Source organism: Kluyvera sp. (genome assembly GCF_965301105.1).
Genome location: NZ_CBDKZX010000011.1, coordinates 62,401 through 75,803 on the forward strand (window position 1 = coordinate 62,401; position 13,403 = coordinate 75,803).

Consider the following 13,403-nt stretch of genomic DNA (forward strand, 5'->3'; position numbering starts at 1 on the left):
CGGGTACTATGCGGCGTTTTTTTCCGCAAGACTGAGAGTTCATGATGTCCACCACACTGTTTAAAGATTTCACCTTCGAAGCCGCCCATCATCTGCCACATGTGCCGGAAGGGCATAAGTGCGGTCGCCTGCACGGCCACTCGTTTATGGTGCGTCTTGAGATTACCGGTGAAGTTGATCCCCATACCGGTTGGATCATGGATTTTGCCGAACTGAAAGCGGCGTTCAAACCGACCTACGATCGTCTGGATCACTACTATCTGAACGATATTCCGGGTCTGGAAAACCCGACCAGCGAAGTGCTTTCCCGCTGGATCTGGGAACAGGTTAAACCGGTTGTGCCGCTGCTGAGCGCGGTAATGGTGAAAGAAACCTGTACCGCAGGCTGCGTCTACCGCGGCGAGTAAGTCAGTCGGCAAGCGGGGAGTCGGTTCGCGTCTCCCCCGTTCCCCTTCCGTAGTCTCCTATCACATTCATTTCCCTAATCTTTCAGAATGCGGCATCCGCCCAGGAAATATGACGAAGTTCTGTCACACTCTTTGGGTTGGTTAATACATTGTGAGGAATAAGGGATGAAAAAAACGCTTCTCGCCGCTGCAATGCCGGCACTGTTATTGTTCTCAGGATTAAGCCAGGCGCAAACGCCACCCGAAGGCTATCAGCTTCAGCAGGTGCTGGTGATGAGCCGTCACAACCTGCGCGCGCCGCTGGCGACTAACGGTAGCGTGCTCGAACAGTCGACGCCAAATGCCTGGCCGGAATGGGACGTTCCCGGCGGACAGCTCACCACCAAAGGCGGCGTGCTCGAAGTCTATATGGGCCACTATATGCGTGAATGGCTGGCGCAGCAGGGAATGGTCACCAGCGGGGAATGCCCGGCGCCGGACACGGTATACGCCTATGCCAACAGCCTGCAACGCACCGTTGCCACCGCCCAGTTCTTTATTAATGGCGCCTTCCCCGGCTGCGACGTTGTCGTCCACCACCAGGAAAAAATGGGCATCATGGACCCAACCTTTAACCCGGTGATCACCGACGACTCTGCCTCATTCCGTGAGAAGGCAGTACAGGCGATGGAGAAAGCGCGGCAGGCTCAACAGCTCGACGAGAGCTATAAGCTGCTGGCGCAGATTGCCCGTTATCAGGATTCTCCTTCCTGCAAAGAGAAGCAACAGTGTTCGCTGAGCGATGCCAAAGACAGCTTTAGCGCCAACTACCAGAAGGAGCCGGGCGTTAAAGGGCCGCTGGCAATCGGTAACTCGCTGGTCGATGCGTTCACGCTGCAATATTACGAAGGGTTCCCGCTTGACCAGGTAGCCTGGGGGGAAATTAAAACCGATCAGCAGTGGCGTCTGCTGTCAAAACTTAAAAACGGCTATCAGGACAGCCTGTTTACCTCGCCAGAAGTCGCGCGCAACGTAGCAAAACCGCTGGTGAAATATATCGATAATGCGCTGGTAACCGAAGCGGCGAAAACGCCGAAAATCACCGTTCTGGTGGGTCATGACTCGAACATTGCTTCGCTGCTGACGGCGCTGGATTTCAACGCCTACACGTTGCCGGGTCAGTACGAACGCACGCCAATCGGCGGGAAAATTGTGTTCCAGCGCTGGCATGATACGCAAGCAAATCGGGATTTGATGAAAATTGAGTATGTTTATCAGAGCGCCGAGCAGTTGCGTAACGCGGATGCATTAACCCTGAAAACACCGCCGCAGCGCGTCACGCTGTCGCTAAAAGGCTGCCCGGTTGATGCCAACGGTTTCTGCCCGATGGACACCTTCTCAAAAGTTATGAACGACGCGGCGAAGTAAAGCTTAACGCCCCCGGCTGAGCGAAGCGATGCCGGGATGTTTCCGGAGGAGACGCGATGCGCCTCCTCCGGGCGGCAAATATCATCAGGCAATATTCAGATACTTGTGCGTCTGCATCGACAGACGCCAGTTGCGCGCAATGCAGGTTTCAATGCACAGACGGGTAGCATCGTCTTTCTGGCTGATCGGCTGCAAGGCAATAATCCGCGGCTTCTCGTCAGAGAGCGTCTCCAGCAGTTCGTCCAGCGCTTCAATATCGCGCACGCGGCCTACCGGATGCTTGATTTCATCGGCGCGTTCCAGCGCCTGCGACAGCACGTCGTAGCCGCCGCGCATGTTCACCTTCGGCGACACGGTCACCCAGGTGTTCGGCGTGCAGCGCACTTCATGGGTACCGCTGGTTTCAATCTGGCAGCTAAAGCCATTCTGCTCAAGCAGCGCGGTAAGCGGAGTTAAGTCGTGGATGCACGGCTCGCCGCCGGTAATCACCACGTGACGTGCGGTCCAGCCCTGACGGCTAATAATCGCCAGCAGATCGTCGCTGCTTGCCGCCCCCCACTTATCGCTCTCTTTGGTTTTCGCCAGGATACTGAACAGAGACACTTCCCGATCCTCGAGCTTATCCCAGGTATGTTTGGTGTCACACCAGGCACAGCCTACCGGGCATCCCTGTAAACGAATAAAGATGGCGGGGACGCCAGTAAAATAACCTTCACCCTGCAGGGTCTGAAACATCTCGTTAATCGGGTACTGCATCATCGGCTCTTCAGTAGTGGTAAACCGTCATTATTGCATATTTCGCGCCAGCGATCCCTCGCACTTCTTGCGCAACCGCACGTTGCTTTTTTGCCGACGCACTTAACGGGGCTTTTCTGTGATGTATCCAATCCTTTTGATGAAAATTAACATTCTCATTACATCGTTATTCGCCCTCTTTCACTGTTTAACATGTTGCTGCGTGATTCAAATTGGTATGACACATTTTCGTGAGTAATATCCAAAACCGGCTACATATCATACCAATTATAAGTTTTGACAAGGAAAAAGGATGAACGCGTTTGCTGAAGCCCTGCCGGTGATCTGGGTCGCCCTGGGCGTTGTACTGCTACTTATTCTCAATATGAAATTTAAGATCAACGGGATGCTGGCGCTGCTGCTGGCGGCGATTTTTGTTGGCGTCTGTGAAGGATTGCCGCTGGAGGCTATCGGGAAATCGATTGAAGCGGGCGTGGGCAGCACGCTGGGGCATCTGGCGTTTATCATTCTGTTCGGTGCGATCCTCGGCAAGCTGATGGTCGATTCCGGTGCGGCCCAGCGTGTCTCCTCGACTTTGCTGCAAAGCTTCGGGCCAAAAAAGGTGCAGTGGGCAATCATGGTCATTGGCCTGATATTCGGCCTGGCGATGTTTTACGAGGTTGCTTTCCTGATCCTCGCGCCGCTGGTGATCAGTATTGCTCGCGAAGCCAAAATTCCGTTCCTGAAACTCGGCATCACGATGGTCGCCGCCGCGACAACCGCGCATAGCCTGTTTCCGCCGCAGCCAGGCCCAACGGCGCTGGTTGCCGCTTTCCACGCCGATATGGGGATGGTCTATATCTACGGCGTTATCGTCGCTATTCCAACGGTCATCTGCTCGGGCATTCTGCTGCCAAAACTGCTGGGCAATCTGGAGCGCCCAATTCCACAGCTGCTGGAATCACAAAAGGTTTTTCGCGATGACGAAATGCCGTCGTTCGCCACCAGCCTGCTGGTGCCGCTCATTCCGGCAATCATCATCACCGGCGTGACCGTGATTAAGCTGTTTATCCCGGCAGGAGCCAGCGTTATCTCGTTCCTTAACTTTATCGGTAGCGCGCAGGTCAGCATGCTGATTGCCGTACTGGTCGCGCTGTATGCATTCGGTACCGCGCGCGGTAAATCGATGACCGAGGTGATGAGCTCTTACTCCACCGCCATTGAGAAAGTGGCGCTGGTCGTCTTTATCATCGGTGCAGGTGGCGCCTTTAAGCAGATCATTATGGATACCGGCGTGGGGGATTACATCGCCGATATGATGCGTACCTCTTCCGTCTCGCCGTTGATTATGGCGTGGTTTATCACCGTGCTGCTGCGTCTGGCTACCGGTGCAGGTACCGTCTCAGCGATTACCGCGGCGGGTATTGTGGGGCCAATGATTACGACTTTTAATGTTGATCCGGCGTTGATGGTGCTGGCGACCGCCTCGGGAAGCAACACGCTAACCCACGTCAATGATGCCGCATTCTGGTTATTCAAAGAGTATTTTGGCCTGTCGATTAAAGACACCTTCAAAACCTGGGGACTTTTAGAATTAACTAACTCCGTTGTCGGTCTGTTAATTGTATTATTGCTCGATTTGATCATCTAAATATTTCCCAAAAACAATTTTTATAAACAATCCGTAGCCAAGCCCGCTACGGATTGTTTTTCTTCTTTTAGAATGGCATTTATGGTGTAACAAAAAATGTTTATTTTTACAGTTAAGATACAACCATTGATTTTATAAAACCATTAATAAGCAACAGGTTATAATTGAAAATAAAATTTATTGAATCTTTTTAAATATCAAGATGTCAAATTCAATCCGCGCCAGTACGTAAGCTTAAAATAAGCTTAAGCTCTCCCTTTATTACCCCATTCTTTATTTAAGCGCCGTTTACTTTTCCGATCCTAGAATCCGCAAATCAACCATGACGAGACAGTATTCATGAATACATTATTAATCACGGGCGTTACCGGTTTTCTTGGCGGCGCGGCGCTGGAAGCCATTCTCAATACCCGCAGCGACGTTAATTTACTGCTGTTAGTCCGTGCAGATAACGGTGAAGCCGCTGTCGCAAGAGTTAAGGAGAACTTACGTAAATTCAATATCGATGAAGAGAAGCTGGCGAAGCTCGCCCCACGCCATATCCTACTCGGTGACTTAGCCTACCCGGAGAGTTTTCTCGATGATGCGCGTCTGGACAAGGTAACCCACGTGCTGAACTGCGCCGCGGTGGCTTCCTTTGGCAACAACCCGCTGATCTGGAAGGTGAACGTAGAAGGTACGCTACAGTTTGCTCGCCGTATGGCAAAGGTCGAAGGCTTACAGCGCTTTCTGCACGTTGGCACGGCAATGTCCTGCTCGCCAGAGCCGGACTCTCTGGTCGCTGAAAGCGCAGAGTTCCGCGAGCGGGCCGAACACCTGGTAGAGTACACGCATTCCAAATCGACCATCGAACAGCTGATGCAACAGCAGCTTCCAACGCTGCCCCTGATTATCGCCCGTCCTTCGATCGTTGTCGGCCATACTCGCCACGGCTGCCAGCCGTCCAGCAGCATTTTCTGGGTCTTCAGCATGGGGCTGATGCTGCAAAAATTCCTGTGCTCGATGGAAGACAGAATTGATGTGGTGCCGGTGGATTACTGTGCCAACGCGCTGCTTCTGCTGCTGGATGCGCCGCTGGTACAAGGGGAAGTGATACATATCTCGGCAGGAGAAGAGAATAGCGTTCGCTTTGCCGATATTGATTATGCGATGGCGCAAGCCCTGGAGCAGGCACCGGTTGGCGACCGCTATGCGCAAGTCAGCTATGAAGCACTGGTGCAAATGCGGCGCGAACTGAAAGGTATTTTCGGCCCGTGCAACGAGCGGCTAATGTTGAAAGCGATGCGGCTGTATGGCGCTTTCGCCACGCTGAACGTGCGCTTTAGCAACGACAAGTTGCTCAGTATCGGCATGCCAAAACCACCGCGCTTTACCGACTATATTGATCGCTGCGTACAAACCACGCGTGGACTCTCGATTCCGCAGCAGATGGCGGTCGATTTTAAGTAAAAAAAATGCCAGCCCAAAGGCTGGCATTTTTATATCAGATAAAGACAGGATTACGCCTGACCTTTGATCTCTTTACGACCGTTGTACGGAGCCTGTGCACCCAGCGCTTCTTCGATACGAATCAGCTGGTTGTACTTAGCAACGCGGTCAGAACGGCTCATAGAACCAGTTTTGATCTGGCCTGCAGCGGTACCAACAGCCAGGTCAGCGATGGTAGCGTCTTCAGTTTCGCCAGAACGGTGAGAGATGACAGCGGTGTAGCCAGCGTCTTTCGCCATTTTGATCGCAGCCAGAGTTTCGGTCAGAGAACCGATCTGGTTGAATTTGATCAGGATGGAGTTAACGATGCCTTTTTCGATACCTTCTTTCAGGATCTTGGTGTTGGTTACGAACAGATCGTCACCAACCAGCTGGATTTTGTCGCCCAGAACTTTAGTCTGGTATGCGAAACCGTCCCAGTCAGACTCGTCCAGACCATCTTCGATGGAAACGATCGGGTACTGTTTGGTCAGTTCTTCCAGGAAGTGAGTGAATTCTTCGGAGGTGAACGCTTTGTTGCCTTCGCCAGCCAGAACGTATTTACCGTCTTTGTAGAATTCAGAAGCTGCACAGTCCATCGCCAGAGTGATGTCGGTGCCCAGCTCGTAGCCAGCAGCTTTAACAGCTTCAGCGATAACAGCCAGTGCTTCAGCGTTGGAACCCAGGTTCGGCGCGTAGCCGCCTTCGTCACCAACTGCAGTGTTCATACCTTTAGCTTTCAGAACTTTAGCCAGGTTGTGGAACACTTCAGAACCCATACGTACGGCTTCTTTCAGAGTCTTAGCGCCAACCGGCTGAATCATGAATTCCTGGATGTCGACGTTGTTGTCAGCGTGCTCACCACCGTTGATGATGTTCATCATCGGAACCGGCATGGAGTATTTGCCCGGAGTGCCGTTCAGTTCAGCGATGTGAGCGTACAGCGGCAGGCCTTTAGCGGCAGCTGCTGCTTTGGCGTTCGCCAGGGAAACAGCCAGGATTGCGTTCGCGCCGAAGTTGGATTTGTTCTCAGTACCGTCCAGATCGATCATGATCTTGTCGATGCCAGCCTGATCTTTAGCATCTTTACCCAGCAGAGCCTGAGCAATCGGGCCGTTAACAGCGGCAACAGCTTTCAGTACGCCTTTACCCATGAAACGGGATTTGTCGCCATCGCGCAGTTCCAGCGCTTCGCGGGAACCAGTAGAAGCACCTGACGGGGCAGCTGCCATACCGACGAAACCACCTTCCAGGTGTACTTCAGCTTCAACAGTCGGGTTACCACGGGAGTCGATGATTTCACGACCGATGATTTTAACGATTTTGGACATTAGGTTTTCCTCAGTACAAGTTAAACTAAAACTCCAGACAAACAACGCCCCTCGTGGGGCGCTGCCGTTCTAACTTTTTTTACTTCGCTTGACGCTTCTGGTACTCGCCAGCGGCTTTCACAAAGCCAGCAAACAGCGGGTGCCCATCACGCGGCGTAGAAGTAAACTCCGGATGGAACTGACAAGCAACGAACCACGGGTGATTCGGAACTTCGATGATCTCGACCAACTGATCATCCCCGGAACGGCCCGCAACGCGCAGACCTGCAGCTTCAATCTGTTTCAACAACATGTTGTTGACTTCATAGCGGTGACGGTGACGTTCAACGATTGTTGGCGCGCCGTACATCTGACGAACCAGGCTGTCATCGCTAAGCTGGCACTGCTGCGCGCCAAGGCGCATGGTGCCGCCGAGGTCGCTCTTTTCAGTACGAACTTCGACATTGCCTTCTTCATCACGCCATTCAGTAATGAGCGCCACAACCGGGTACTTACAGTCTGGCACAAATTCCGTAGAGTTGGCGTTGTCCATCCCCGCAACGTTGCGCGCGAATTCGATCAGCGCAACCTGCATACCCAGGCAAATGCCCAGATAAGGAATATTATTTTCACGCGCGTAGCGTGCGGTAGCGATCTTACCTTCTACACCACGGTAGCCGAAGCCGCCAGGGATCAGGATAGCATCTAAATCTTTCAGAATTTCGACGCCGCGCGTTTCTACATCCTGCGAATCAATCAGCTTGATGTTGACGCTGACGCGGTTTTTCAGGCCACCGTGTTTCAGCGCTTCAATAACCGATTTGTAGGCGTCCGGCAGTTCAATGTACTTGCCGACCATACCAATGGTCACTTCGCCTGCCGGGTTCGCTTCTTCGTAAATAACCTGTTCCCATTCGGACAGATTCGCTTCCGGGCAGTTCAAGCTGAATCGTTTACAAATATAATCGTCCAGCCCCTGAGATTTCAACAGGCCTGGAATTTTATAAATGGAATCGACATCTTTCATCGAAATAACCGCTTTTTCTGGCACATTACAGAACAATGCAATTTTTGCACGTTCATTTGCCGGAATCGCGCGATCGGAGCGGCAGACCAGGATATCTGGCTGAATACCGATGGACAGCAGTTCTTTAACGGAGTGCTGAGTCGGTTTGGTTTTCACTTCACCGGCAGCTGCCATATAAGGCACCAGCGTCAGGTGCATGAACAGCGCGTTCTCACGACCGATATCCACCGCTAATTGACGAATCGCTTCCAGGAACGGCAGAGATTCGATATCGCCGACGGTGCCGCCGATTTCAACCAGCACCACATCATGGCCTTCGCCACCGGCAAGCACGCGCTCTTTGATCGCGTTAGTGATATGCGGGATAACCTGTACGGTCGCGCCCAGATAGTCGCCACGGCGCTCTTTGCGCAGGACGTCTGAGTAAATACGGCCGGTCGTGAAGTTGTTACGGCGAGTCATTTTGGTGCGGATGAAACGCTCGTAGTGACCCAGGTCCAGGTCGGTTTCAGCGCCGTCTTCGGTAACGAACACTTCCCCGTGTTGGATTGGGCTCATAGTACCTGGATCGACGTTGATGTACGGATCCAGTTTCATCATGGTCACGTTGAGGCCACGGGCTTCAAGAATGGCTGCCAGGGAGGCTGCGGCAATGCCTTTACCCAGAGAGGATACGACCCCGCCGGTCACAAAAATATAGTTCGTTGTCATGCTGAACCTGAGAAGTTAGGGTGAAACGATGGAATAACCAAGACGGGAAAGTAGTATACCCGAACATGGCGAGCGCCACAAACTTTCATTCTCGCTCCTCAATCGCCGCAGAAACAAACATGGGGAGTGAGAAAATAGCCCCTTTTGGGTAAATGTTTTTGACGCAAATCAAGCGCTTGTCATTTAAGATTTCGCACTTTTCGCCCTTTCCCGCAAAAATTCTTTAGAGATCATGTTCCTGCTGTTTTACCTGTTGCCAAACTTCTTCCATCAAATCCAGGTCTACGCCGGTCATTTCCAGGCCTCGCTCAGCGACAATTCGCTCAACCTCGCGGAAACGACGCTCAAATTTTTCATTCGCTTTTTGCAGCGCGGTCTCGGCTTTGACGCCTAAATGACGTGAAAGATTGACGGTGGCGAACAGCAGGTCGCCCATTTCCTCTTCCAGTCTAGCTTCATCGACAACCGCCTGCCTGGCTTCGTCCATGACTTCATCAATTTCTTCGTACACTTTATCCAGCACCGGGCCCAGCGTCGTCCAGTCAAAACCCACCGCCGAACAGCGTTTCTGGATTTTGTGTGCCCGCATCAGCGCCGGGAAAGCGCGCGGAATGTCATCCAGCGCGGAGTGCTGCGCTTTTTCCGCACGTTCGGCGGTTTTGATCTGCTCCCAGCGGGCCAGCACTTCCTGACTATTGCCGGCATTTGCATCGCCGAAGATGTGCGGGTGGCGACGTTCCAGCTTGTCGCTGATGGCGGCGCAAATGTCGTTGAAATCAAAGCGCCCTTCTTCCTGAGCCATCTGGGCGTAGAACACCACCTGGAACAGCAGGTCGCCAAGTTCACCGCGCAGGTCGTCAAAATCTTCGCGAGCGATGGCATCGAGTACTTCGTAGGTTTCTTCCAGCGTGTAGGGGGCGATGGAGCTGAACGTCTGCTCTTTATCCCACGGGCAGCCGTTTTCCGGGTCACGCAGGCGCTGCATAATACCGAGCAGTCGGTCGATTTGAGTCATGGTGTTTCCTTGCAAAAATAGAGCGTTACCCTCTCCCAACAGGGAGAGGGTAAGGGGAAATTAACCGCCGTGCAGTCGACGCGCGTCGATCACGTCCGGCACCTGGTTCAGCTTGCCAAGCACACGGCCCAGCACCTGCAGGTTGTAGATTTCAATGGTCATGTCGATGGTCGCCATCTGCTGCTTGGTATCGCTGCGGCTGGCTACGCCCAGAACGTTGACCTTTTCGTTGGCGAGAATGGTGGTGATATCGCGCAGCAGGCCGCTGCGGTCGTTAGCCTGCACGCGCACCACCAGCGAGTAACCCGCCGAGTAGCTTTCGCCCCACACCGCATCAACGATACGTTCCGGCGCGTGCGATTGCAGCTCCGCCAACTGTTCACAGTCCGCACGGTGCACCGAAATGCCGCGCCCCTGAGTAATGAAACCGACAATTTCATCGCCAGGAATCGGCTGGCAGCAACGGGCAATGTGGTGCATCAGGTTGCCAACACCTTCAACCACCACGCGACCGTTGTCTTTGCTGCGGTTTTGCGGCGTGTAAGATTTCTGCTGCAGCTGTTTAAGCGCGGCGGCATCCTGTTCAGCGGCGCTCGGTTTATTGAACTGCGCCTGCAGGAAATTCACCATCTGATTGAGGCGAATATCACCGCCGCCAATCGCCGCCAGCAGCTCTTCCACGTCGTTAAAGTTGTAGCGCGGCAGCAGGTGCTTTTCGGCTTCTTTAAGGCTGATGCCCAGATGTTCCAGCTCGTCGTCGAGAATCTGCCGCCCGGCCAGCACGTTCTTGTCTTTATCCTGTTTACGGAACCAGGCGTGAATTTTCGAACGCCCGCGGCTGGTTGTCACATAGCCCAGGTTCGGGTTCAGCCAGTCGCGGCTTGGGTTCGGCTGCTTCTGGGTGATGATTTCAATCTGGTCGCCCATCTGCAGTTGATAGGTGAACGGCACGATGCGCCCGCCGATCTTCGCGCCGATGCAGCGGTGTCCGACATCGCTGTGAATGTGGTAGGCAAAGTCCAGCGGCGTGGAGCCAGCCGGCAGATCCACCACGTCGCCTTTCGGCGTAAACACGTAGACGCGGTCATCAAAGACCTGGCTGCGCACTTCGTCGAGCATTTCGCCCGAATCGGCCATCTCTTCCTGCCATGCAATCAGTTTACGCAGCCAGGCGATACGATCTTCGTGGCCGGAGCGCGCGCCGCTGGCGGTACCTTCTTTGTACTTCCAGTGCGCGGCGACGCCCAGCTCGGCATCTTCGTGCATCTGTTTAGTACGAATCTGGATCTCAACCGTTTTGCCGCCAGGCCCCAGCACCACGGTATGGATGGACTGATAGCCGTTCGGTTTCGGGTTGGCGACGTAGTCGTCGAACTCATCCGGTAGGTGGCGATAGTGAGTGTGTACTATCCCCAGCGCGGCATAGCAATCCTGCAGGCGCTCGGCGACGATACGCACCGCACGCACGTCAAACAACTCATCGAACGCGAGATGTTTTTTCTGCATTTTGCGCCAGATGCTGTAGATATGCTTCGGACGACCGTAAACCTCGGCTTTTACCCCTTCGGTTTTCATTTCACTGCGCAGGTGGCCGACGAAGTCATTGATGTAATGCTCACGGTCAATACGACGCTCGTGCAGCAGTTTGGCAATACGTTTGTATTCCGCCGGATGCAGGTAGCGGAAGCAGTAATCTTCCAGCTCCCATTTGAGCTGGCCAATGCCGAGACGGTTCGCGAGCGGCGCGTAAATGTTGGTACACTCTTTCGCCGCCAGCACGCGCTCATCTTCCGGCGCATCCTTCACCTCACGCAGGTGGGCAATACGCTCGGCGAGCTTGATGACCACGCAGCGGAAATCGTCGACCATCGCCAGCAGCATGCGACGGACGTTGTCTACCTGTTCGGAGGAGACCGCGTCAGTATGGGTGGCCTTCAGTTGGCGGATGGCCGCCATGTCGCGCACGCCGTGAATCAGCGTCACTACCGACTGCCCGGCGCTCTCGCTGAGCACCTCTTCGCTGACCACGTTAGCGTCGACTAACGGGAACAGCAGCGCCGCACGTAGCGTGTCGTTATCCATACTCAGCGTCGAGAGGATTTCAACCATCTCAACCCCGCGCCACAGCATCAGCTCGGCGTCATCACGCCCAACGGTTTGGCGGCGACAGTAATCCCAGGTCTCGGCTAAGCGTTCACACGACTGCTGGCTGGAAATTCCCAGACTTGCGATCCATTTCTGTGGGTCAAACTCACCAGCTTTATTGAGATGTGCACTTCTTACCGCAACCATTGTCCTCTCCTTTCAGGGACCGGCCTGTCGAAGTCGACAAGCCACCGTTATTACCTACGCTCAAACAGCACCATAGATTCCTGGTGCCCAGTGTGCGGGAACATATCCAGCATTGCCAGACGCTGAATTTGGTAACCCGCATTCAGCAACGCCTCGCTATCGCGCGCCAGCGTCGCCGGATTGCAGGAGACATACACCACCCGCGTCGGCGCTAATTTTATAACATGCTGCATCACGCCCGGTGCGCCAGCACGAGCAGGATCGAGTAAAACTTTGTCAAAACCGTGTTTCGCCCATGCCTGAAGTGTTACATCATCTTCCAGATTCTCGTGGAAGAAGGTGACATTTTGCAGGTGGTTGAGTTCGGCATTCTCGCGCCCTTTCGCCACCAGCGCAGGCACGCCTTCAACGCCGACCACGCTGGCCGCGCGTTTGGCCAGCGGTAGCGTAAAGTTGCCCATTCCGCAGAATAGATCCAGCACCCGGTCAGTAGGCTGCACGTCCAGCCATGCCAGCGCCGTCGCCACCATCTGCTGATTTACGCCGTCGTTAACCTGAATAAAATCGCGCGGGCTGAAGGTTAAGCGTAGCCCGTCTGAGGAATACCAGGGAGCATCACCGGTAACGCGTTCAAGTATCTCGCTTTCCGGTGCCAGATACAGCGCCACGCCGGAAGAATGCGAAAAGCGTTCCAGTTTTTCTTTATCTTCGCCGTTAAGCGCCGCCGTATGGCGTAGCACCATTAGCGGCCCGTTATCGGCGCAGACCAGCTCCACATGCCCCAAATGACGCAGGCCTTGCAGGCTGCTCAGGCATTCACGCACAGCGGGTAGCAACGCCTCAAGATTGGGCACCAAAACAGGGCATTGCACCACATCGATGATATCGTTCGAGTTGGCCTTGCGAAAACCCATCTGCAAGCGTTGGGTCTTTGGCTGATAATCCAAGCTTAAGCGCGCGCGGCGGCGGTATCCCCAGGCTTCCCCGGCGATAACCTCCTCAACTTCGCGATTCATTAAACGATTCAGCGCCGCACGTTTGCTGCGCTGTTGTAGTGCAACCGACGCATGCTGCTGCTGGCAGCCACCGCAAACGCCAAAGTGCGGGCAGCGCGGTTCAACGCGCTCCGGGCTGTCGCTCAGACGGCGTTTTACCTGGCCACGTGCATACTGTTTTTTGTCTTCCGTCAGGGTAATTTCCGCGCGCTCTTCCGGCAATAACCCATTGATGAATAATGCTTTACCGTTGTGGCGCGCCACACCTTGCCCGAAGGGATCAAGACTGCTGACTGTCACGGTTATGATCTGGCGCGTCGTCACGCGCCGTTTTGCAGAGTAGAATTGCGCCATCGTAGAGATTTTTCTCAATCAAATATATTGCA

General features: G+C 54.0%; 10 protein-coding genes. 4 read left to right on the forward strand and 6 right to left on the reverse strand.

The features are described from left to right. The first annotated feature begins 41 nt into the window (after positions 1–41). The gene (queD, locus tag ACW14G_RS07090) at positions 42–407 is read left to right on the forward strand and encodes a 6-carboxytetrahydropterin synthase QueD (protein ID WP_163446301.1); all 366 of its coding nucleotides are present in this window, start codon (positions 42–44) and stop codon (positions 405–407) included. A gap of 165 nt (positions 408–572) precedes the next feature. After that, positions 573–1,814, forward strand: coding sequence for a bifunctional glucose-1-phosphatase/inositol phosphatase (gene agp / locus ACW14G_RS07095; protein ID WP_419057980.1), 1,242 nt, complete (start codon positions 573–575; stop codon positions 1,812–1,814). A gap of 84 nt (positions 1,815–1,898) precedes the next feature. Here the strand turns inward: agp and queE are convergent, their stop codons facing one another. Further along, positions 1,899–2,570, reverse strand: a complete 672-nt coding sequence (gene queE, locus ACW14G_RS07100) for a 7-carboxy-7-deazaguanine synthase QueE (RefSeq protein ID WP_223804143.1) — start codon at positions 2,568–2,570, stop codon at positions 1,899–1,901. Positions 2,571–2,862: 292 nt separating this feature from the next. On the opposite strand from queE, the gene ACW14G_RS07105 reads away from it, so the two are divergent. Together ACW14G_RS07105 and ACW14G_RS07110 are read left to right on the forward strand one after the other, a co-directional pair. Continuing rightward, complete coding sequence (locus ACW14G_RS07105; RefSeq protein WP_249022826.1) at positions 2,863–4,200, forward strand: gluconate:H+ symporter; 1,338 nt, start codon at positions 2,863–2,865, stop codon at positions 4,198–4,200. A 339-nt stretch (positions 4,201–4,539) separates the two neighbouring features. Then, positions 4,540–5,649: an SDR family oxidoreductase gene (locus tag ACW14G_RS07110; RefSeq protein WP_249022825.1), complete on the forward strand. Its 1,110-nt coding sequence runs from the start codon at positions 4,540–4,542 to the stop codon at positions 5,647–5,649. Between the two features lie 50 nt (positions 5,650–5,699). Here the strand turns inward: ACW14G_RS07110 and eno are convergent, their stop codons facing one another. The 5 genes from eno to rlmD form a co-directional block, all read right to left on the reverse strand. Continuing rightward, on the reverse strand, positions 5,700–6,998 hold the full coding sequence (eno, locus tag ACW14G_RS07115; protein ID WP_200009316.1) for a phosphopyruvate hydratase: 1,299 nt from the start codon (positions 6,996–6,998) through the stop codon (positions 5,700–5,702). 79 nt (positions 6,999–7,077) lie between these two features. Then, positions 7,078–8,715 carry a glutamine hydrolyzing CTP synthase gene (gene pyrG / locus ACW14G_RS07120; protein ID WP_064543087.1) on the reverse strand — a complete coding sequence of 546 codons (1,638 nt, stop codon included), beginning with the start codon at positions 8,713–8,715 and terminating at the stop codon, positions 7,078–7,080. Between the two features lie 223 nt (positions 8,716–8,938). Beyond that, on the reverse strand, positions 8,939–9,730 hold the full coding sequence (gene mazG / locus ACW14G_RS07125) for a nucleoside triphosphate pyrophosphohydrolase (RefSeq protein ID WP_167575131.1): 792 nt from the start codon (positions 9,728–9,730) through the stop codon (positions 8,939–8,941). Positions 9,731–9,790: 60 nt separating this feature from the next. After that, positions 9,791–12,022, reverse strand: a complete 2,232-nt coding sequence (relA, locus tag ACW14G_RS07130; RefSeq protein ID WP_163446308.1) for a GTP diphosphokinase — start codon at positions 12,020–12,022, stop codon at positions 9,791–9,793. A gap of 50 nt (positions 12,023–12,072) precedes the next feature. Further along, entirely contained in the window at positions 12,073–13,371 is a 1,299-nt protein-coding gene (gene rlmD / locus ACW14G_RS07135) for a 23S rRNA (uracil(1939)-C(5))-methyltransferase RlmD (RefSeq protein WP_249022824.1), read from the reverse strand. Positions 13,372–13,403 lie beyond the last annotated feature (32 nt).